The sequence below is a fragment of the Puniceibacterium antarcticum genome (assembly GCF_002760615.1).
Taxonomy (GTDB): domain Bacteria; phylum Pseudomonadota; class Alphaproteobacteria; order Rhodobacterales; family Rhodobacteraceae; genus Puniceibacterium; species Puniceibacterium antarcticum.
On record NZ_AWWI01000141.1, the window covers coordinates 34,746 to 56,711 of the forward strand.

At 61.1% G+C, this 21,966-nt stretch carries 19 protein-coding genes; 13 read left to right on the forward strand and 6 right to left on the reverse strand.

Annotated elements, in window-relative coordinates; all coding sequences use genetic code 11:
* Nucleotides 1-447, reverse strand: coding sequence for a response regulator (locus P775_RS20765; protein ID WP_099912783.1), 447 nt, complete (start codon nt 445-447; stop codon nt 1-3).
* Between the two features lie 356 nt (nt 448-803).
* Between P775_RS20765 and P775_RS20770 the strand changes: the two genes are divergently transcribed.
* The 10 genes from P775_RS20770 to P775_RS20815 all read left to right on the forward strand — a co-directional run bounded on the left by P775_RS20770 (nt 804) and on the right by P775_RS20815 (nt 11,519).
* The gene (locus P775_RS20770) at nt 804-1,568 is read left to right on the forward strand and encodes a sensor histidine kinase (protein ID WP_099912784.1); all 765 of its coding nucleotides are present in this window, start codon (nt 804-806) and stop codon (nt 1,566-1,568) included.
* 334 nt (nt 1,569-1,902) lie between these two features.
* Nucleotides 1,903-3,300, forward strand: coding sequence for a hypothetical protein (locus tag P775_RS20775; protein ID WP_099912785.1), 1,398 nt, complete (start codon nt 1,903-1,905; stop codon nt 3,298-3,300).
* Entirely contained in the window at nt 3,284-3,952 is a 669-nt protein-coding gene (locus P775_RS20780; RefSeq protein ID WP_099912786.1) for an HAD family hydrolase, read from the forward strand. Before P775_RS20775 ends, P775_RS20780 begins: the two co-directional genes overlap by 17 nt.
* 15 nt (nt 3,953-3,967) lie before the next feature.
* Entirely contained in the window at nt 3,968-4,924 is a 957-nt protein-coding gene (locus P775_RS20785) for a sugar-binding transcriptional regulator (protein ID WP_099912787.1), read from the forward strand.
* Between the two features lie 142 nt (nt 4,925-5,066).
* Nucleotides 5,067-6,383, forward strand: coding sequence for an ABC transporter substrate-binding protein (locus tag P775_RS20790; RefSeq protein WP_099912788.1), 1,317 nt, complete (start codon nt 5,067-5,069; stop codon nt 6,381-6,383).
* Nucleotides 6,384-6,513: 130 nt separating this feature from the next.
* The gene (locus P775_RS20795; RefSeq protein ID WP_099912789.1) at nt 6,514-7,386 is read left to right on the forward strand and encodes a carbohydrate ABC transporter permease; all 873 of its coding nucleotides are present in this window, start codon (nt 6,514-6,516) and stop codon (nt 7,384-7,386) included.
* A gap of 46 nt (nt 7,387-7,432) precedes the next feature.
* The gene (locus tag P775_RS20800; protein ID WP_099912790.1) at nt 7,433-8,263 is read left to right on the forward strand and encodes a carbohydrate ABC transporter permease; all 831 of its coding nucleotides are present in this window, start codon (nt 7,433-7,435) and stop codon (nt 8,261-8,263) included.
* A gap of 12 nt (nt 8,264-8,275) precedes the next feature.
* Nucleotides 8,276-9,280, forward strand: a complete 1,005-nt coding sequence (locus P775_RS20805; protein WP_099912791.1) for an ABC transporter ATP-binding protein — start codon at nt 8,276-8,278, stop codon at nt 9,278-9,280.
* Nucleotides 9,277-10,044: an L-iditol 2-dehydrogenase gene (locus P775_RS20810; protein ID WP_099912792.1), complete on the forward strand. Its 768-nt coding sequence runs from the start codon at nt 9,277-9,279 to the stop codon at nt 10,042-10,044. Before P775_RS20805 ends, P775_RS20810 begins: the two co-directional genes overlap by 4 nt.
* Nucleotides 10,044-11,519 carry a mannitol dehydrogenase family protein gene (locus P775_RS20815; protein ID WP_099912793.1) on the forward strand — a complete coding sequence of 492 codons (1,476 nt, stop codon included), beginning with the start codon at nt 10,044-10,046 and terminating at the stop codon, nt 11,517-11,519. The genes P775_RS20810 and P775_RS20815 overlap by 1 nt, the downstream gene beginning before the upstream one ends.
* A 44-nt stretch (nt 11,520-11,563) precedes the next feature.
* Here P775_RS20815 and xylB read toward each other — a convergent pair whose 3' ends face one another.
* From xylB to P775_RS20835, 4 genes are all read right to left on the reverse strand, one after another.
* Nucleotides 11,564-13,021 (reverse strand): xylulokinase, encoded by a 1,458-nt coding sequence (gene xylB / locus P775_RS20820; protein WP_099912794.1) that lies wholly within the window; start codon nt 13,019-13,021, stop codon nt 11,564-11,566.
* Between the two features lie 113 nt (nt 13,022-13,134).
* Entirely contained in the window at nt 13,135-14,193 is a 1,059-nt protein-coding gene (locus P775_RS20825) for a lipocalin-like domain-containing protein (RefSeq protein WP_099912795.1), read from the reverse strand.
* Nucleotides 14,183-16,573: an FtsX-like permease family protein gene (locus P775_RS20830; RefSeq protein WP_099912796.1), complete on the reverse strand. Its 2,391-nt coding sequence runs from the start codon at nt 16,571-16,573 to the stop codon at nt 14,183-14,185. Before P775_RS20830 ends, P775_RS20825 begins: the two co-directional genes overlap by 11 nt.
* On the reverse strand, nt 16,570-17,223 hold the full coding sequence (locus P775_RS20835; RefSeq protein WP_099912797.1) for an ABC transporter ATP-binding protein: 654 nt from the start codon (nt 17,221-17,223) through the stop codon (nt 16,570-16,572). Before P775_RS20835 ends, P775_RS20830 begins: the two co-directional genes overlap by 4 nt.
* A gap of 146 nt (nt 17,224-17,369) precedes the next feature.
* Between P775_RS20835 and P775_RS20840 the strand changes: the two genes are divergently transcribed.
* From P775_RS20840 to P775_RS20850, 3 genes are read left to right on the forward strand one after another with little or no spacing between them, the layout of a single operon-like run.
* Entirely contained in the window at nt 17,370-18,089 is a 720-nt protein-coding gene (locus P775_RS20840; protein WP_099912798.1) for a hypothetical protein, read from the forward strand.
* Entirely contained in the window at nt 18,086-19,201 is a 1,116-nt protein-coding gene (locus P775_RS20845; RefSeq protein WP_099912799.1) for an AAA family ATPase, read from the forward strand. Before P775_RS20840 ends, P775_RS20845 begins: the two co-directional genes overlap by 4 nt.
* Nucleotides 19,201-20,415, forward strand: coding sequence for a vWA domain-containing protein (locus tag P775_RS20850; RefSeq protein WP_099912800.1), 1,215 nt, complete (start codon nt 19,201-19,203; stop codon nt 20,413-20,415). The genes P775_RS20845 and P775_RS20850 overlap by 1 nt, the downstream gene beginning before the upstream one ends.
* A gap of 122 nt (nt 20,416-20,537) precedes the next feature.
* Here the strand turns inward: P775_RS20850 and P775_RS20855 are convergent, their stop codons facing one another.
* The gene (locus P775_RS20855; protein ID WP_099912801.1) at nt 20,538-21,890 is read right to left on the reverse strand and encodes an efflux transporter outer membrane subunit; all 1,353 of its coding nucleotides are present in this window, start codon (nt 21,888-21,890) and stop codon (nt 20,538-20,540) included.
* Nucleotides 21,891-21,966: the final 76 nt, after the last annotated feature.

The following is a 21,966-nucleotide window of genomic DNA, read 5'->3' on the forward strand; positions in this document are numbered from 1 at the left end:
TCAGCTGAAAATCGTGTTCTCTTCTGGCAGGCTGACAATCTTGATATAGGCGTCCAGCAGTTCGATCGCCGCCCGGATGGAACTATAGGCATCCTCTTTCACGATATAGCCGGCCACCAACTGCTGGTAGGCGGCTGCCAGGTCCTTTGGGGCATCTGAGGTTGTGAGCATGAAGACAACCGATCCTTTCAGGGCCGAATTTCCACGCAGCGCAGCAAGAAATTCATGGCCGTCCATGCGCGGCATGTTAACATCCAAAAGGATGATAAAGGGGCGACGGATCGGGTCGTGTTCTTTACAGGTAAGCAGCTCCAATGCCTCAAGACCGTCCCGCGCGATTCGCACCGGATTGGTGAGGCGCAACTTTTGAAACGCGCGTTCGATCGCCATGATTGAAACCTCGTCATCGTCCACAACCAAAAAAGTGACTTCTGTTTCGTTCGGCATATCTTTAGCCCCTTTCTCTGAACCCTTGATTCATGACGGATTTGCGTTGTGATGCATGCTGATTTTGGGACAGCCGCCCGGGTATACCGCTGTAAGGGTGATAATTGGGTCACATTTACTGGCAATTAACAGGTGCGGGATTATGAAGTGAAAACGCCGCCGGTTCATAAGTGGAGGAGAAAGCCTTTGAGGGGGAAATACGTTTTGGTGGCGCTATTTGACGCGTCAGACCTCTTTAAGCGCGAGAGTGTCTGCCCCTGTTTGAGGGCTCCTTCGCCTATCTTCAAACGTGATCGATAGGGCCTGTAACCGTGGCCCCTTGTTCGCCCGAAGCTGAATCCAGCCAGGAGTTCACAATGGATATGCACACTCAGGATCTTCATCCGAAAGGTCCCCAACATGCCCTTGAGAATGTTGAAACAGAACTCGACGAAATCATGTACAGAATCTCGCATGATCTGCGGGCATCGGTCCGCGCCTTGCAGGAACTGCCCTGTTGGATAGCCGAGGATCTGGAGGAGGCGGCTATCCGGCTGCCAGTTCAGAGTTCCCGACACCTGCAACTGTTGAATTCACACGCCACTCGTCTTGATTCGATGCTAAGTGGACTGCTGGAGTATTCCCGAGTTGGGCGAATGCAGTCGATTGAACTCCTGAACCCTGCGGAGGTATTCCAGGAGGTTCTGGACGATCTTTCGATCAGTTCACGAGTCGTGGTGCAGGATCTTTTTTCGGATCATCGCCTGCGCATGGGCGAGACGGATCTAAAGCGTCTCTTCGCGATTCTGGTAAGCAATGCGATAAAGTTTCATCCCAAGCGCACACCGCATATCATCGCGAAGGCGCAAGCCCTGGATGCGGCGACCTGGCAGTTGGAGGTCACGGATGATGGAGACGGTATTCCCAAGGAGATGCGTCACTTGATCTTCATGCCTATGTCGAAAGTGGTGTCGCGCGACAAGGAAGAAGGGGCTGGAATGGGGCTGGCAATCCTCAAGAAAATCCTGCGGACTTACGGTGGCGGGGTGATTGTTGATACTGCGGAATCGGGGCAGGGGACGACATTCACGCTGACCTTACCGGTTTTGGCGGTACAGTCAGAAGAAAGCATTTCTGTTTGAACCTTAGCCAAACAGCATAGATACTTGGGTTAGACCAAAGTTAGACGCAGCGAAGATCTGATTATGGTTTCACTAGAAATGTTTCAGAGGGCCTGCTGCAACGGGCAGTGGTGTAAATACAAGCAGTCGGCGGCCAAAGTTGTGTCCCGCTCGATGCTTTCATCTCCGTAAAGTGGCTTCGCCGCCAGTTTGCTTTAGAGAAGACGGCAGCTGCCGGAGTTTCGGCGCAGTTCGGGTGGCGGGTCGCGCGCATCTTTCGTTGAAGGGGCTTTGGACCCTTGCAAGTATCTAGCCTTCCCTGCAGAGGTGGGACAGGTTATCGGGAATACTCCTCATGTTCAAAGGGCGCTTGGCTGATTGCGTCGTCGGCAGCTTGCTGACGGCGATCACAATTCTGGTCATTTGCCGCGAATGGGGACTTGCCAGCTGGTCCGGCATTCTGACACCCTACCTTGTCGTGGGTGTCGTGATGTGTTTCGCGGCACAGGTACGCCTCTCGCGTCAGGCCTTTATCGCGGTCGCCGCGGCGCTGACGCTCGCGCTGGCTTTAACCCAAGGGGGCTGGCAGACGACAACCCTCAAGGCGCTGGAATCAGCAGGATTTATCGCCGCATTCTTTTCAGCCCTATCCACATTGCGAAATGTGGCGCAGACTTCTCCCGGCATTCAGAAGGCCGGTCGTTTCCTTTCTGCCCAGCCTCCGGGACGCCGTTACGCTGCGTTGACAGTGGGCGGACAGGGTTTTGCACTGTTGCTGAACTATGGCGCGATTCAGCTACTGGGCGCGCTTGCCATGGCCAATGCCAGCGCCGAACCCAATTCCGAAATCCGTGGTCATCGCATCCGCCGCATGCTGCTGGCGATCCAGCGGGGTTTCATCTCTACCTTGCCGTGGTCTCCGCTATCTTTTGCCGTGGCCATTTCGACCACCGTGGTGCCGGACACATCCTGGGCGCAAGCGGTTATCCCGGGGCTGGTGACCTCGGTGCTGATGGCGGGCATCGGTTGGGGGCTCGATACTCTGTTCAAGCCAAAACTTTCCGTGCCGCCCCCTGTGCGGGTTGAGCCGGAGGGAGGCTGGGCCACGATGAGGCCTCTGCTCATTCTGCTTGGTCTCTTGGTGAGCAGTGTGGCTACGCTGCATGTGCTGACCGATGTCCGCGTCATAGGGCTGGTCGCGGTGATTGTGCCGGTCATCGCCATCGCCTGGCTTTTCATTCAGAATATAGGGCAGGGTGGATTTGGACGTGTCTCTGGTCGGCTGCGCAACTACGTCTGTTCCGAGCTGCCGGGCTACCGATCGGAGCTGACGCTGCTGATGATGGCAGGTTATATCGGCACGGTCGGATCGGCCTTGCTGGTGCCTCTGATTGCGCGGGCCGGGTTGGATGTGGCAGCACTGCCGACCTGGCTTATCTTGGTCGGCTTTGTGTGGATCATCCCTTTGGCGGGGCAGGCGGGTATGAACCCGATCCTGGCGGTCACACTTCTTGCGCCGCTGATCCCAGATGCCGCGACCTTGGGAATAACCCCTGTTGCGCTGGTGGTTGCGTTGACCTCAGGATGGGTGCTGAGCGGTGTCACATCGCCGTTCACGGCGACGACGCTGCTGATCGGATCCTTTGCTGGCATCAGCGCGCAGCGGGTCGGTCTGGTCTGGAACGGCGCCTATGCGTTGATCTGCGCCGTTGTTCTGTCGATTTGGGTGGTGATCTATGCCTTTGTCTTTTGACGATATTGACCTTGTGATCTTTGACTGTGATGGGGTGCTGGTCGACAGCGAAATGCTCAGTGCTGAGGTGCTTATAGCGGAACTGGCAGAAATCGGTATCCGTATGGATCAACCCTATATTCGCAAGCATTTTCTGGGCCGCAGCTTTCCCACCGTTGCCCGCAGCATCAGCGATACGTTCAAGACGGATCTGCCCGGTGGGTTCGAGGAGCGTTATCGCGCCTCCCTTCTCAAGCGGTTCGAAACAGAGCTTCGCCCGACCAATGGTGTGGAATCCGTGCTGTCGCGCCTGATTTGCCCGGCCTGCGTCGCGACAAGTTCAAGCCCACCACGCGCGCGCAACTCCCTACAGGTGACGGGACTTGCATCGTTTTTTGGCCCGCATGTGTTCACCGCCTCGCAAGTCGCCAATGGAAAGCCCGCGCCGGATCTGTTCCTTTTTGCTGCCGATCAGATGCAGGTACCCCCGGACCGCGTTCTGGTGGTTGAGGACAGCCGCCCGGGCATGACGGCAGGTCTTGCAGCGGGCATGCATGTCCTGCGCTACACGGGCGGCGGGCATCTGGTCGGGCATGTGCCGGAGTACGGCGATCCCGTCACATGTTTTGACAGCTGGACAGATTTCCCGCAAAAGCTGCTCTCACCTGATTGAGAAGGAGAGGTCACCTTGACCCTGGGACGCTTCACGCCGGAAACCACCCGTCTGGACGATGCGGCGCGGGCAGGGTGGCTGTACTACGTCGCCGGCAACACGCAAGACGAGATTGCGCGCAAGCTAGGTGTGTCGCGCCAGTCGGCGCAGCGTCTGGTGTCTCTTGCCATGTCGGAAAAGCTGGTCAAGGTTCGCATCGACCATCCGATCGCCGCCTGCATGGATCTGTCGAGCGGACTGATTGAAAGGTTCGGCTTGCGGTTCTGCGAGGTGGTTCCGTCGGACCCGGATGCGCCGGACCTATTGACCGGCGTCGCCATTGCCGCCGCCACCGAGCTTGAGCACCGCTTGAAGCTGCCGGAGCCGCAGATCATCGCGCTGGGCACAGGTCGCGCGCTTAAGGCCTGTGTCGAGCAACTGCCGCGCATGTCCTGCCCGCAGCATCGCATCGTGTCGCTTTTGGGCAACATGATGGCAGATGGTTCTGCCACGCCCTACAATGCGACAATCCGTATGGCGGATCGGGTGGGCGCCCAGCACTATCCCTACCCTTTGCCCGTGCTAGCCCGAGACTGCGAGGAATTGCGTCTTTTGCAAGGTCAAGAGGCCGTGCGTCATACGCTGGAGCTGTGTGGTCGTGCCGATCTGACTCTTGTGGGAATCGGCCAGATGGGCCGGTCTGCGCCCCTTTATGTCGACGGCTTCATCTCTGATGCCGAGATGGATATACTTGAGGCGGCCGGAGCCACAGGCGAGATCACCAGCTGGATCTATGATGCGCAGGGGCTCAAGATCGACACGGATTTCAACAGCCGTGTTGCCAGCGCGCCGCTGCCTGAGGCGAGCGAGCGTGACGTGATCGCTGTCGCGGTCGGACAGGTGAAGGTGCCAGCGATCCGTGCAGCCCTTGCCGGCAATCTGATCAACGGTCTTGTCACCAACGAAACGACAGCGATCCTGCTCCTCGGTTAAAAATACACTAGATTCAGTGTAGATTCGGGTTTGCCCGAAATTATTGCGCTGTGCGTATGCAACTCTTGACAGACTCGCTTTGCTGAGCGAACATTTGCCCATGCGTTAAGCATTTGCCCAAAAGGGGCGATAGGGAGGAAATATGACAATTCGATTGAGCACCCTTTTGGGGGCAACAGCCTTGTGCGCCGTCGCTGGCTACGCGAGCGCGCAGGACACCACGATCACAATTGCAACCGTGAATAATGGCGACATGATCCGGATGCAGGGCCTGACTGATGATTTTACCGCCAAGAACCCCGACATTGCTGTTGAGTGGGTGACACTCGAAGAGAACGTCCTGCGCCAGCGTGTGACAACTGACGTTGCCACCAAGGGCGGTCAGTATGATGTGATGACAATCGGCACCTACGAAGTTCCTATCTGGGGCAAACAGGGCTGGCTGGTGTCGCTCAATGATCTTCCAGAAAGCTATGATGCCGACGACATTCTGCCCGCCATTCGCGGTGGTCTGACTGTCGATGGCGAAATGTATGCCGCACCGTTCTATGGCGAATCCTCGATGGTGATGTATCGCACCGATCTGATGGAAAAGGCCGGTCTTGAAATGCCCGAGGCACCGACCTGGGATTTCATCAAGGAAGCTGCGGCGGCGATGACCGACAAAGACAATGAGATCTACGGCATATGCCTGCGTGGCAAGGCCGGCTGGGGCGAGAACATGGCGTTTCTCACGGCCATGTCGAACTCTTACGGTGCACGCTGGTTTGACGAGAACTGGCAGCCGCAGTTCGACAGCGATGCCTGGAAAGCGACACTGACCGACTATCTCGAGCTGATGAACAATTACGGCCCTCCGGGTTCGTCTTCCAACGGCTTCAACGAGAATTTGTCACTTTTCCAGACTGGCAAATGCGGTATGTGGATCGACGCCACCGTCGCGGCATCCTTTGTGACAAATCCGACGGATTCGACCGTGGCTGACAAAGTCGGATTTGCGTTGGCTCCGGACAAGGGTCTGGGCAAGCGCGGCAACTGGCTCTGGGCATGGTCGCTCGGCATTCCTGCCGGCACCCAGAAAGAGGAGGCTGCGAAGAAGTTCATCGAATGGGCAACGTCCAAAGAATACCTCGCTCTGGTTGCCGAAAAGGAAGGTTGGCCGAATGTTCCCCCGGGCACTCGACAGTCGCTTTATGATAACCCAGAGTATCAGAAGGTACCGTTTGCAGCGATGACGCTCCAGTCGATCAACGCAGCCGATCCGACCAACCCGACCGTGGATCCTGTGCCCTATACCGGCGTTCAGTTCGTGGCGATCCCGGAGTTTCAAGGCATCGGTACAGCCGTGGGGCAGCAGTTTTCGGCTGCGCTTGCGGGGCAGATGTCAGCAGAGGACGCGCTTGCCGCGGCCCAGACGCTGACCAAGCGTGAAATGACTCGCGCGGGTTACATCAAGTAACCTGCCTGGACGGGGTCGGCTCCTTTCGACCCCGTCCGTCTGTTTTGCGGTTCCCTTTTCCTGCGCCGGACACCCTTAAGCGGCGTGTCCGATTTCAGCCGCATACATGTTCGCCTTCAGGAGAGCCCCGATGTCCACCCAGCATTCCCGATCTGCCGCCCGGCTGATGATCTCACCGTCAGTCATTCTGCTACTGGCGTGGATGATCATCCCGCTGTCACTGACGCTGTACTTTTCATTCCTGCGTTACAATCTGCTGATGCCCGGGGCAAACCCCTTTGTCGGGTTTGAAAACTATACCTATTTTCTTACGGATCCGGCGTTTTTCACCGCGCTGACCAACACGCTGTTGCTGGTCGGAGGCGTGCTTGTCATCACCATCATCGGCGGCGTTCTGCTGGCCTTGCTGCTGGATCAGCCGATGTGGGGGCAGGGGATCGTGCGGATACTGGTGATCGCCCCTTTCTTTGTCATGCCAACGGTCTCCGCGCTGGTCTGGAAGAACATGTTCATGAACCCGGTCAACGGGCTGTTCGCTTACATGGCAAAGGCCGTCGGCCTGCAGCCCTTTGATTTTCTCGCCGTGGCGCCGCTTGCATCGATCATCGTGATTGTAAGCTGGCAATGGCTTCCTTTTGCCACACTGATTTTGCTGACCGCGATGCAGTCGCTGGACTCCGAGCGCCTTGAAGCTGCAGAGATGGACGGCGCCGGACCATTCGCGCGGTTCTTCTATATGGTTGTGCCGCACCTCAGCCGGGCCATCACCGTTGTGATCCTGATCCAGACAATCTTTCTTTTGTCGATCTTTGCCGAAATCCTTGTGACGACCAACGGCGGTCCGGGCAATGCCTCGACCAACCTCACTTATCTCGTCTATGCGCAGTCACTGCTTCAGTTCGACGTAGGTGGTGGATCCGCAGGCGGTGTCGTCGCCATCATCCTTGCCAACATCGTCGCAATCTTCCTGATGCGGATGATCGGCAAGAATCTGGACGCATGATCATGAGCCAGACACACATCGCCTACGCCAAGAAGGAGACCTTCTGATGGCCCGCGCCGTATCAACCAACCGCAAGATCACCGTGACCGTGATCGCCTGGAGTATTGGATTCCTAATCTTCTTCCCGATCCTCTGGACCATCCTCACGAGTTTCAAAACCGAGGCAGAGGCGATCGCCTCGCCACCGTCTTTCCTGTTCTTCGAATGGACGACCGAGAATTACGGCATCGTCATGGAGCGGTCGAATTACTTTCTGCACTTCATGAACTCTGTGGTGATTTCGGTCGGATCAACCTTGATCGGCCTCCTGATCGCCGTGCCCGCCGCTTGGTCCATGGCATTTGTCCCCGGCAAGAACACAAAGAACGTTCTGATGTGGATGCTGTCGACCAAGATGCTGCCGCCGGTCGGCGTGTTGATCCCGATCTATCTGATCTTCAAGAATGTCGGACTGCTCGACACCCGCACTGGTCTGGTCATCGTTCTCACCCTGATCAATCTGCCGATTATCATCTGGATGCTTTACACCTATTTCAAGGAAATTCCGGTTGATATCCTCGAAGCAGCGCGGATGGACGGCGCAAATCTGCGCAATGAGATCATCTATATCCTCACCCCAATGGCCGTTCCGGGCATCGCTTCGACCATGTTGCTTAATATCATTCTCGCCTGGAACGAGGCTTTCTGGACGCTCAATCTGACCGCAGCCAATGCCGCTCCGCTGACCGCCTTCATCGCCAGCTATTCTTCTCCCGAAGGTCTGTTTTACGCCAAACTCAGCGCCGCCAGCACCATGGCCATCGCGCCGATCCTCATCATGGGCTGGTTCAGTCAGAAACAGCTCGTCCGTGGCCTCACCTTCGGCGCCGTGAAATAAGGAACCAAGATTATGGGACGTATCACTCTTGACAAGGTGGCCAAGCGCTTCGGCGAAGTTGAGGTCATTCCACCGCTGGATCTGACCATCGAGGACGGCGAATTTGTGGTCTTCGTCGGCCCTTCGGGCTGTGGCAAATCCACCCTTCTGCGCCTGATTGCGGGGCTTGAGGACGTATCGGGTGGGGAAATCCGTATTGACGGCCAGAATGCCACCGAAATGCCGCCCGCCAAGCGCGGCCTTGCCATGGTGTTTCAATCTTACGCGCTCTATCCGCATATGACGGTGCGCAAGAACATCGCCTTCCCGCTCAAGATGGCAGGCATGCCGGAGGAAGAGCAGAAGCGGCGCATCGACAATGCGGCCAAGATCCTCAACCTTACCGATTACATCGACCGTCGTCCGGGGCAGCTGTCGGGCGGTCAGCGTCAGCGTGTCGCCATTGGGCGCGCCATTGTGCGCGAACCGGCGGCCTTCCTCTTTGATGAACCGCTGTCAAACCTCGATGCCGCCCTGCGCGTCGGCATGCGGCTTGAGATCACTGAACTGCATTCGCGGCTCAAGACGACGATGATCTACGTGACGCATGATCAGGTGGAAGCCATGACCATGGCCGACAAGATCGTCGTGCTGCGCGCGGGCCATATCGAACAGGTCGGCTCACCTCTTGAGCTTTACCGCACCCCCCGCAACGTCTTTGTTGCCGGCTTCATCGGTTCCCCCAAGATGAACTTGATCGAAGGTGGTGAAGCGGGCAAACATGGCTGCAAGACCATCGGCATCCGCCCAGAACATATTTCTGTCTCACCCACAGAGGGCATGTGGAAGGGCCGTGTCGGGGTGTCGGAACACCTTGGGTCGGACACGTTCTTTTACGTGCACGAGACAGGCTTGCGTGAGGATATGACCGTTCGTGTAAGCGGTGAGGTCGAGATGAAGTCCGGCGATACCGTCTATTTGACGCCCGATATGGACAAGCTTCACCGCTTTGACGATGCGGGGTTGCGCCTGTCATGAAGCGTCTTGACGGGAAAACCGCCCTGATCACCGGCGCCGCCCGGGGCATCGGGCGCGCCTATGCCGAGGCCTATATCGCCGAAGGCGCACGCGTTGCCATTGCCGATATCAACCTTGAGGCCGCCCAGAACACCGCCGCCGCGATTGGCGCGGATGCATTTCATGTGGATGTCTCGGATCAAACCAGCATCGAGGCCTGTGTCGCCGAAGCCGAGTCAAAGCTTGGCCAGATCGACATCCTGATCAACAACGCTGCGATCTTCAGCGCAGCCCCTTTGGCCGAAATCGAGCGCGCCGATTATAATCGTGTCTTTGCCATCAACGTGGCAGGCACCTTGTTCATGATGCAGGCGGTGGCCAAGTCGATGATCAAGCGCGGACAGGGGGGCAAGATCATCAACATGGCCTCTCAGGCTGGACGGCGCGGCGAAGCTTTGGTCGGGGTCTACTGTGCCTCCAAGGCGGCGGTGATCAGCCTGACCCAGTCTGCGGGGCTGAACCTGATTGAACATGGCATCAACGTCAACGCCATCGCGCCCGGCGTGGTGGATGGCGAACACTGGGACGGCGTTGATGCCTTTTTTGCGAAATATGAAAACCTGAAACCCGGCGAGAAAAAGCAGCAGGTCGGAGCGGCAGTGCCGTTTGGCCGCATGGGCACGGCAGAGGACCTCACCGGCATGGCGATCTTTCTCGCTACGCCCGAGGCCGACTACATCGTCGCCCAATGCTTTAACGTCGATGGCGGAAACTGGATGAGCTGATGGCACTGCACCTTGATACTTCCGCGCTTGGACATCTGCCAAAGGGTGTTTCGGCCCCGGCCTATGACCGCAGCGCGCTGACCCCCGGCATCCTGCATGTGGGTGTGGGCAATTTTCACCGCGCGCATATGGCGGTCTATCTCGACCGGCTGTTTGCCACGGGCGCGAGCCACGACTGGGCGCTTGTCGGCGCCGGTGTGCGCCCCGGTGACGCCGCCATGCGTGACCGTCTGGCCGAGCAGGACTGGCTGACCACAGTGGTCGAGCTCGACCCTGAGGGACTGTCCGCCCGCGTGACCGGCGCGATGATCGACTTTGTTGAGGTGGACGCTGCCAAGACCATCGCGCGTATGGCGGAAACTGACATTCGCATCGTATCGCTGACGATCACCGAGGGTGGCTATTACGTGAATTCCCGCACCGGCGGTTTTGACGCGGCGCACCCGGATATGGTGGCCGATGCAGCGACTCCCGATGCACCCAAAAGCGTCTTTGGTATGATCATCAAGGCACTGCGCCTGCGGCGTTATGTGGGTCTGGATCCGTTCACCGTACTGTCCTGCGACAACCTTCCGGAAAACGGGCATGTTGCCAAGCAAACGGTGACAGGCCTTGCGCGGTTGTACGACCCTGAGTTTGCCGATTGGATCGATGCCAGCATCACCTTCCCGAACTCAATGGTCGACTGCATCACCCCCGCCACGTCTGACCGCGAACGTGCCATGGTTTCGGATAAATTCGGCATCGTCGACGCCGCCCCGGTGGTATGCGAGCCCTTCCGCCAGTGGGTGCTTGAGGATACCTTTCCGCAAGGCCGTCCAGCGCTGGAAACCGTTGGAGCAGAGTTCGTCGAGAATGTCGCGCCATACGAGCTGATGAAGCTGCGAATCCTCAACGGCGGTCACGCTGCAATCGCCTATCCTTCGGCGCTGCTGGGGCATCACTTTGTGCACGACGGCATGGCCGATCCGCGCATCCGCGCCTGGCTGATTGCTATCGAAACGCGGGAATTCATGCCGTCGCTGAAGCCGATCCCGGGGGTCAGCTACGCGGCGTATTTCGACAAGATTCTTGAGCGGTTCTCAAACCCCGAGGTCGGCGATACTGTGCAGCGGCTTTGCCTGGACGGGTCGAACCGTCAGCCAAAATTCGTGCTGCCGATGCTGTCTGAAGCTTTGGCCGAGGATACCGCCTTTCAGGGTCTCGCCCTCGAAGTGGCGCTCTGGTGTCGCTACTGCGCAGGCACAGATGACTCTGGCCAGCCGATGCTGGTCAATGACGACAATGCGGAAATGCTGACACGTTTGGCGCTGGCATCCAAAGAGACACCATCGGCCTTTCTCACCAATGAGGCGGTGTTTGGTGCCCTTTCAGAGTCGGACGCCTTTCAATCTGCCTTTGCTGCTTGGCTGGATCACCTTTGGTCGGACGGAGTTGAGGCGACGCTGAAGGTCTATGTGGCTCAGTCTGGCTGAACAGAGATTGGCAATACCCCCGTCAACAGGTCTGCCGGGGGTATCTACCGGGGCATATTCTTGACTGACTCCAATGCACCATAAAGCGCGCGGTAGGTCGACAGCCGCCCGGTATGTCTGCCCGCATCCCGGGGGTCGAAAACGGCCGTGATCTGTGGCGGCTGGAAGATATCGCTGACGGTTGCTGCCCCTGCTGCCACAGCCCCCAGTCGGGCCGCCCCTAGCGCCGGGCCGACGGCGGAATCCTCGCCCCGATGCAGCGCCACGTCCATCACATCCGCGATGGTCTGCAAAAGCAGATCGCTCTTGCTGCCCCCCCCGATGGCGAGCAGCGGTGTCGGCACCGGTGTCACAGACTGGATCGCGTCACGCGCATCAGCAAAGCTATAGGCGATGGCGTCGACGATGGCGCGCATCATTTCTCCGCGTCCGGTGTCGTTGTCCAGTCCGTAGAACGCACCGCGAATGCGGGCGTCACCATGGGGCGTGCGTTCTCCGGTTAGGTAGGGCAGGAACAGCGGCACCCGGTCCAGACGCGCGTCTTGGGCCTCTCTCAACAGCTCCCCCACGGGCACACTTGTCATCTCAGAAAACCAGCTCATCGGGCGCGCGCCGTTCAGCATTGCGGCCATCTGAAACCACAGCTCCGGCACGCAATGGGCATAGGAATGGATACCCTTGTCGGGTGCTGCGCGGAAAGTGTCTGTGGCGACGAACAATTGCCCCGAAGTACCGAGCGAGATGAATCCGGTCCCATCCGTGACGGCGCCCACGGCGATGGCCCCAGCTGCCGCATCACCGCCGCCTGCCGCGATGGGAATCCCAGCGGGCAGACACAGCAGAGCGGCAGTTGCAGCGTCGAGGTGCCCCGCGATTTCAGTGCCCTCGCGGACCTGCGGTAACCAGTCTGGATTGGTTGCCGTGGCGGCGCATAGTGCGGGTGACCAGCAGCGCGTGGCCTCCGCAAACCACCAAGTGCCCGCCGCATCGCAAGGGTCTGTCACGAGGTTGCCATGCAGTTGCAGGCCGATGTAATCCTTGGGAAGCAGGACATGCCGGATGCGCGCATAGCTTTCCGGCTCCTGCTCCTTGAGCCAAAGGATCTTGGGGGCCGTGAAGCCCGCCATTGGATTTACGCCCGCCAGCGCCGCGAGGTCGGGTGCGTCCCGCATCAAGGCTGCACATTGCGTATCGCTGCGCCCATCGTTCCAAAGGATCGCAGGACGGATCACCTGCATATGTTTGTCCAGAAGAACCGCACCGTGCATCTGTCCCGACAGCCCGATTCCGCGCAGATCTGTGCGCGCCTTTGGGAGTGTGGCCATCACGTCTGCAATGGCACATTGCACAGCCAGCCACCAATCCGCCGGGTTTTGTTCACTGTAGCCGCTCTGGGGATGCGATATGGCCAAGGGTATGGTGGCCGAGGTCAGCGGCAAAAGGTCCGAGCCGGTCAGGCTGACCTTCACCCCCGAAGTGCCGATGTCGATCCCCATGAACATGCCTGTCTCCTCCCCGTTTCGCGCGGTACTCTAGCCGTCACGGGCGCAGGTGCAATCGGCGAGCGGGTTAAATCGTTCCGCGTCTCATCGAGGAGCCGCGCGAGAGGACCGGCTCACTCATAGCCTGTCATCTCAAGATATCCCTTGCCGCTGTGGGTGCCGCTGAAGCGGATCGGTCCCTCCCAATAGGGGAACATCGTGCCCATCCAGCTTTGCGGGTTGAGCGGTTCTGTGTCGATCTTCAGGTCCCGTTCGGGCAGGGTGACGCGCCAGCGGACAGGCACCTTGCGCCCCTCGACCTCGACCGTTTCCAAAGGGTCCAGCGTCAGGGCGCCGTCGCCATAGGCGGTGGTCTGGCCCGTTGGGGTGATCCATGTGGCCGAGGTGAAATGTGCGCCTGTGCTGCTGCGCAGGCCAAAGCCCATCAGTTTGGAGCCGTCGTCGAAATGCAGCGACAGCCAGTCCCAGCCCTGCTGATCATTGGCCAGTGGCTGCGATGACCATTCCCGATCGAGCCAGGCCTGTCCGGTCACCGTGACATCACCCTCAGGCAGAGTCAGCGTTCCGGTGACATCGTAGAAGGGCTGGGAATAGTAATAACTCGCCTCACCCGTGGGGGATTTCACCGAATACCCCTGATCGCCCTGCAGGACGAGCGGGCCCTGGGCCTGCAGCGACAGGGCATAGGCGAAATCCACGCCCCGCGCGCTGAGGGTCAGCGCATCGAGCGGGTCGCCTTCGGCGGCTGTGCTGCGCATCTGCCAGTCGTCGATGAAAGCGTCGAACGGGGCGGTTGTAACGCCTGCCTGTCCGATGCCACCGCGTGCGAGCTTTTGCGCAAAGCGGTGGGTGCTGGCCGAGGTCACTGCCGCATGGCCCATCCAGATCTGTGGCGTCTGCCAGCCGCTGCCTGCCTCGGGCGAGAGGGCCGAGCGGAACAGCGTCCATTGCACGCCGTAGTCCTGCCCATCGTCGCCGCGCAGATTGGCGGTCAGATACCACCATTCGATGCGGAAATCCGGATGTGCGCCGTGGTCAGCGGGAAAGGTCAGTGCGCTGTCGGCAGAGGGCAGGGCAAAGCCGTCGGCATCGGTGCCAAGCCCGGCAAAACCCTGCGCGCCTGCGGCTGTGGCAAGGCAGATCCAGAGAAGGGCGAAGGCTCTAGCGATCATTGGCAAACACGCGCAGCAGTTGGCCGCCCGGCAGCGTCACCAGCCGCCAGACCGGCCATGCGCTGGCCAGCAGGGCCGCCACCAGCGCCCAGAGGCCAAGCCAGAGCCAGCCGCCGGGGAAAAGCTGCATTGGCAGGCGCCAGCCAAAGGCCTGCACATTGACCACTGCCAGCAGCACCCAGGCGAGGGCGAGGCCCACCGGCACGGCCAGGGCCCAGGTGAGCGTGGCGAGCAGCGCGGTGCGGGCCAGTTCGGCCAATGCGATCTGGCGCGGTGCGACCCCCAGTGCCCAGACCGGCGCGACCTGCGGCAGGCGCAGTGAGGACAGGGTGAGCAGGCTGGTAAGCATGGCGAATCCAGCCACGCCCAGCGTCAGCACGTTCAGCGCACCCGAGACGAGAAAAGTCTGATCAAAGATATCAAGCGACAGCGCCTTGATCTCAGCCTGATTGCGCAGGGCATCGTCGGGCAGGTCGAAGCACGCGGTCAGATCGGTGATGAGGGCAGGCACCTGTGCCGCATCGGCCCGCACGGCAAAGCGCAGCACGAGCTGGTCAGGATAGTGCGTGGCCAGCGCGTCGGTTCCGGCGATCAGCTGGGCTTGCGGGTTGCCATAGTCGGAATAGACGCCGACCACGGGCAACTGCCAGCCCTCGGACAGGGTGAGCGGATCCCCCAGAGACAGCTCATCGCGCCGGGCCATCTGTTCGTTGATCAGCACGCCGTCGCCCTGTGCCAGCCGGTCCCAGGCATCGGGTTGCGCCTGCAAGAGCGGCCAGTGGTCCCGATAGGTGGGGTCATCTGCCACGCCATAGACCTGCGCCGGAGCACCGCGCAGGGTGATGGCAACGGACCAGATCGGCAGAACGGCATCGGTCCGTGGTGTCAGGTAGGTGCGGATTGCCTCGGCTTCGGCCGGGGTGCGGGTGGTGATGTAAAGCTCGGACGCCAGCCGCTGATCGAGCCAGCCGACAAAGGTTGCGCGGAAGGATCCGACCATCGTGCCGACGCCGACATTTGCCGCAAGGGCCAGAAGCAGCGCCATGAGGGCGAGCGACAGGGCCGGCACCTGCTGGCGGGCATCAGCGACCAGCCATTCGCTGAGCGGGCCGCGCGTGAACCGCCCCGCCAGCCGCAGCAGCACCAGCAGCAGCACAGGCAGGGCCAGGGCGGCGCCGATCAGCAGCGCCGCGAGGCAGGCAAACCCGGCCATGAGCGAATCGCCCCAGAGCGCCAGCAGGCCCGAGAGGAGCAGGAGCGCGATGGCGGCGCCGGTCTGCATCCGGATCATCCGGCCCGAGGCCATGGCCCAGGCGCGCGGTTGTGCGGGAGCCAGAAGCGGCATGCGCGCCACGCGCCACAGGGCCTGTGCGCCTGCGGCTGCCGCGCCGAGCAGGGCAATGCCAAGGGCCGAGAGCGCCCAGAGCGGATCAAAGCTGAGCGTGCCAGTGACCTCTGCGCCATAGAGCCCGCGTAGGGTGCCTGCGACGCCGGGCAGGAGGGCGGCCGCAATGATGTAGCCCAGAAGGATCCCGGCCGCGCCGGAGACCAGCGCGATCACGCCAAGTTCGACGGCGAGCAGGGCCATGAGGCGGCGCAGGCTGATCCCGAGGGCGCGCAGGGTGCGAAAGGCGGCGCGGCGTTGTTCAAAGGCAAGGCCGATGGCGGATTGCACGATGAACAGTCCGACGGCAAAGGACAGGAGGCCAAAGGCGGTGAGGTTGAGGTGAAAGCTGTCCGTGAGCTGCGCCAGCGAGGATTGGTCCGTGGGGGTGACGCGTTTCAGGTCGGTGATCTGGTCGAGCGGCGTCAGGCCCATCGCTTGCTGACGCCGGATCAGCAGATGGCTGAGCCGGTCGGTGCGCAGCAGGCGCAGGGCGGTGCCTATATCCGTTATTGCAGTGCCGGGCGGGACATCTGCCGCGATGCGTCTGGGGGGCAGATCTGATCCTTGCAGGCGCGCGGCGGTTTCGGGTGCGACCAGCAGAAAGCCGTCACCCAGAAAGGTCGCAAGCGCCGCGCTATCCCCGGCCAGAGCGGTCAGCGCCGGTTGGGGCGGCGCGCTGAGCGGATCGACCCCGAGGAGGCGCAGGTCGTCACCGGAGAGGCGTCCCTCGACCACCGGGCTGATGTCCCATCCGGCGCGGCGCAGGGCGATATATTGCGAGAGGGTCACACCGCCCGGTGCCTCCAGCCGGTCCAGCTGATCCTGCCCGAGGACACCGGCTGCGCGATCATAGCTCTTGCGCGCCTCGGCGTTGATCGCCTGAACGCCCGACCACAGGGCCGTGGCCAGCGCGAGGCCGAGAACCAGTGTGGCAAGCTGCACCTTGTGGCGGCGCCAGTGCGACCAGAGTGCCTGAAACGCCACGGCGTTCACTGCACAAGACCGTCTTGGAGGTGCAGGGTGCGGTCGAGCCGCGCGGCGAGGCGGGGGGAGTGGGTGACCATGAGCAGGGCCGATCCGCTGCGGGCCGTGCCTTCAATCAGCAGGTCGAGCACGGTGTCGGCGGTGGCCTCATCCAGATTTCCGGTGGGTTCGTCAGCGAGGACAAGTTCGGGGCGGATGGCGAGCGAGCGGCCAATGGCGACGCGCTGCTGCTGCCCGCCCGAGAGCTGTTCGGGGTAGCGCGCGAGCAGTGGGGTGAGACCCAGACGGTCGGCCAGTTCGTGCTGCCAGTCGCGGTCCAGCACCCCGGCGAGCCGTGCCTGAAAGTCGAGGTTCTGCGCCACGGTCAGCGAGGGGATCAGGTTGAGCTGCTGAAAGATCACGCTGACGCGCGAGCGGCGCACCATGGCACGCCCCGCCTCATCCAGATCCTGCAGGGCCGTGCCTTTGAGGGTGATTGTGCCGCTGTCGGGGGCATCAAGGCAGCCGAGCAGATGGAGCAGTGTGCTTTTGCCCGAACCACTTTCGCCGGTCAGGGCGACGCTTTCGCCGCTCGTCACATCGACCGAGATGCCGCGCAGCACCTGAAGCGGCCCTTCGGAGGTGGAAAAGCTCTTGGTCAGGTCGCGCGCTGAGAGCACCTTGGGTCCTTTCGCCGGTTGCGCCTTACTACCTAGCAGGCTTTGGGGCGGCTTAAAGCCCGCAAACCCAGACAGTTTGCTTGCCCGCTGATGCGGGCGCGGCGTTCAGGTCGGAACTGTGCCAGGCAGATGGACTTTGTTTCGCCATGCCTTACCATCTCTGCATGATTGTTGTGACCCATGCGACCCTTCGCAATCCTAGCGTGCTTGAGACGCGCAGCCTGCCCAAGCGGTTTCTGGGGCGGGTGATGCTCTGGCCACGCCGCAGTGCAGGGGGGCGGATGATGCTACGGATGATCCTTGAAGTTCAGATCCTACGCTTTATTCTCTCACTCCTCCCATTTATCGCGGCGATGTTGATCTGGCCGCGCTATGCCTTGCCCTTGGCACAAGCTCCACTTGCGATGATCCTGGTCATCGGGGCTGTTGAGATGCGCCTGCTGCGATATCCGCCCGAGACACGCAAATCCTTGCTGCCGCAGGCAGAGGTCGAACGCATGGAAGATCTTTTGCGTTTTCGCGCGCTGCGTTGCCTAACTAAAATTGCGGCGCGCCACGGGCTGAAGCAGGGGGCGCTGATCCTGGTGATTGAGCAGGCCGAAATGGCGCGGGTGATGCCGTTGACGCTTGTTTCGGTTCAGTCCAACATGCCAGTCCCCCGCGTTCTGGCGCTTCAGGCGGCTGACCGCGCGCTGCTGCAGGCAGCCCTGTTCGATGCGGAGCTGACTGAGAAGGCGCTTTTGCTTGCCAGCTTTCAGTCCTCAAACTTTCTGCGCAGCTTCGCCTTTGAGACGCGTGGGGTGTCCGCCCATGCCCGCTTGGCCGCTGTTTTGGAAAAACGCGGGGAACGTGAGGTGCAGGCATGATCAACGCTGCCACGGTTTCCGCGTCCGAAGCGTTGGAAACCTTGCGCGCTGGTTGGCGTGCGCAGCTGGACGGGGGGCTGATCGCGTCATGGATGTTGCATGGCCGCCCCGGAGTGGGGAAGACGCAGATCATCCAGCAGCTTGCCGCCGAGAGGGACGCTCCGCTTTTCGATCTGCGCCTGACCACGATCGAGCCGCAGGATCTGCGCGGGCTACCCTATTACGACCACGAAACCCAGCGCACGATCTGGTATCGCCCCGAGGATCTTCCAGACGATCCGGTGCGCCCGGCGATCCTGTTTCTGGACGAACTCACTGCCGCGTCGCCCTATCTGCAGCCGACGGTCTATGGCCTGTTGCAGGAACGCCGCGTCGGGCGGCACCGCATTCCGGACAACGTGCTGATCGTTGCGGCCGGCAATATGGTCGAAGACGGCGCGGTTGCCTATGAGATGGGGACCGCTCTGTCCGATCGGCTGATTCATATGGTGTTGCAGGCCTCTGCCCGGGACTGGTTGCAGGGCTACGCGGTGGCACATGGGCTTCATCCGGCGGTGATCGCCTTCATCCGCACTCGCCCGGACCTGTTTGAGACAACCGAGGATGCCTTGCGTCGCGGCCACGCCATCGCCTGCACGCCACGGTCCTGGGAACGGGTCAGCCAGATCCTGAGGTCGATCCGGGACCGCAGCCAGCGCAACGTGATGATCGCCGGCACGGTGGGTCATGCAGCGGCGGCGGAATTTGCGCTGATCGCGGATGAAATCGCCGCCAGCGTGCATGTTGAGGAAATGCTTGCCACTCCGCGACACGCCCGCCGGGATCTTTATCCCCGGACGCTGCATGGGCTGACTGCACTGATCTATGCGTTGATTGCGCTGGCCGATGCCGACAGCCTGCCCGTGGTGATCGACGTGATGGCTGATATGGACAGCCTGGCGGTGGGCCGCAATGCTGGGGTCTTTGCCCGCCTGCCTGTACGCGAACTTGCGTCCTTCGGTTTCGAACTGCTGATTTCCAAGGCGCTTGATCAGGGCTGGGAGGGGAGCTTTGCCGGTTCCGACAGCTACGCGGCCTATGCTTCTGCCCGCTCTGATGCTGGGCTGACCTGATGGCGCATTCCACGCGCGCAACGCTCGCACTGGCGCATCTGGCCGAACGCGACCCGGCGCTGGGTGTTCTGGCGCTGTGGTGTCATCATCGCGATGATCCGGGAGTGATGCGCACAAGGGGCGATGTGATCCTCTATCCGCCAGAGTTCGATGGCCATCCCCTGCACGAACAGGTCGGTCTTGTGGGGCACCACGTGCTGCATGTTGCGCTGCGTCACTCCGCCCGGGCCGGGCAGATGGCGGAACGTCTGGGGCAAGAGTTTGACGTCGCGCTTTTTGGGCTGGTGGCAGACAGTTTGGTCAATGAAACCCTGCTGGTGGCCGGGCATGGCCTTCCAAGGCCAGCCGTCACCGTGACCGGCCTGCTGGCGGCGGCGGGCTGGCCTGCCGAATCGACACTATGCGCTCTGGCCGAGTGGGATACGGAGAGTCTTTATATGGCTTTGGCAGGGCCGGATACGGCGGAGCATAGGGCGCAGGAATATGCGCAGCAACAGGACTTCACCCCTGATCTTGAACCAATACCCGCCTCTGAGGACGAAGGCGATGGCCCTGCCGACTGGCAGGGCCATCTGAGCCGTGCGCTGGAAGCCGGGCTCAAGGCCGGGCGCGGCATCGGCGCCAAGGCTGGGGGCATAGCCGATCTTCAGCCGCCCCGCACCCGATGGGAACAGGAGCTGCGCCACTTGCTGGCTCGCGCCCTGCAGGAACAACCACGACTTTCTTACAAACGCCCCTCGGGGCGGTGGGCGGCAGCAGAAGCCGAAGCGCGCAGCCACGGCAACCCGGTTCCTGTATTCGAGCCGGGCCGACAGCGTACCCGATTGCGCCCGAGCATCGCCATCGGGCTGGACACTTCGGGCTCTGTCACACCGCTGATACTGAGGCTGTTCGCCTCAGAGGTTGCAGGCATTGTGCGCAGAACAGGAGCCGCTTGCACTGTTCTCGCCTTCGATGAAACGGTGCATTGGCAAGAGGATCTGCGAGCAGGCGAGTGCCAGGCTAGATTATCGTCGGCCCCGATGCGCAGGGGCGGAGGCACGGCGTATGCGGATCTGATGACGCGGATCAATCTGCTGAAGCCGTCAGTCGCAGTGATCCTCACCGACCTAGACGGCATATTCGGCACGCCGCCCGAGATGCCCGTGCTCTGGGCCGTCCCAAAGGCTCCAGCCTTTAGCCCGCCCTTTGGCAGGGTGCTAGTGCTCGCCTGACCTGTATTGCCTTGGCAGATTCACAATCGGAGCATGCGGACTGTCTTTGCAAATGCAGTCCGCATGCTCGCTTTCGTTGCGACTGGCGATGGCCCAAAGTCTGAAACCAAGGCCGGAGTACCTTAGCGCGTATAGTTCCAGCCCCGGCCAGCGGCAATCTGCAAGGTGCCCCAGTTGTTGGCCATATCACGCACTGATTGTGCCAGCGACAGCTGCGCGTTGCCGCGTGAGCGTTCGGAGTCTAGCAAATCGAGCAGAGTGGTCGTTCCGCCCTCGTAGGTCGCATTCGACAGTTCAACCACACGTTCGTAAGAATTCAGCGCCGCGCGGGTTGCCGACACCGTGGCCACGCTACGGCTGTAGGAAGTCTGTGCCGACTGCACTTCTTCCACAGCGTTTAGAACCGTGCCGCGCCATGTCAGCTCTGCCTGTTTTGCCTGGCTGATGGCCTGATCGCGGCTTCCGCGCAGCAACGGCTGGTTCAGAACCGGAATGCTGATCGCCGGGCCGAATTGCCAGCTCCGCGTGGCGGCGTTTGTCACCGTGCCGCTCAAGGACAGTGAGGGGTAGAGTTCTGCCTCGGCCACGCCGACGGCGGCGACCGCGGCGGCAAGGTCCCGCTCCGAGGAGCGTACATCCGGCCGGTTGCGCAGCAGATCTGCCGGAACGCCGGCGCTCGTGCGGGCACGTGCCCGAGGCTGGGGCGCGCCGCGCTGCAGGTCAGTGATCAGAGGCTGCGCCGGTTCGGCCAGCAACGTTGCGAGCGCATAGACCGAGGCGAAGAAATTCGCTTCAAGCGAGGGGACATTAGCGCGGGTTTCGTCATAGAGGGCTTGTGCGCGTGCCACATCCAGATCCGAAACGGTCCCGGCGCTGCGCTGACGTTGCACCAGATCGAGTGTCTCACCCCGGCTGCTGAGGTTCTGGCGGGTGATGGCCAGTGCCTCTTGATAATAGCGCGCATCGATGTAATTCGACACCAGACTGGAAAGGAAAGCCAGCCGCGCCACACCCACATCCAGCTTTGCGCCCTCAAGCTGCGCAATCGCGCGTTCGCGCGCACGCCGTTCCCCGCCGAACAGATCCATCATGATAGACGGGCTGAAACCCGCAGAGGTGCCTTGGTCATAACCCACACCCTCGGCACCAGTCCGGGTGAGATTGCCGGTCAGCGATCCGCTGACCTGTGATGGCAGGCCTGTGGTGCGCAGACTGGCCTGTGCCTGTTCGATTCGCTCGATAGCGGTACGGATGTCCAGGTTCTGTGCAAGGCCGCGGTCCACCAGCGCGTTCAGCGTCTGGTCCTGATAATCCGTCCACCAGAGTTGCTGGCTGACATCGCCCAAAGGTGCGGTGTCCCCTTCTGCAAAGGCTGTGGTCAGCGCGATGTCGGGGGTTTTGTAATCTGGCCCGACGGATGTGCAGGCCACGAGGCCAACGGTAGCAAATGTCATTGCGGGGGTGCGGAATTTCATGCGTGACGTCTTTCGTTCATGTGGCGGGCGGCAGGGAGGTCGCTGTCTGCCCAGAGGTTTTAGGCGACAATAGCTT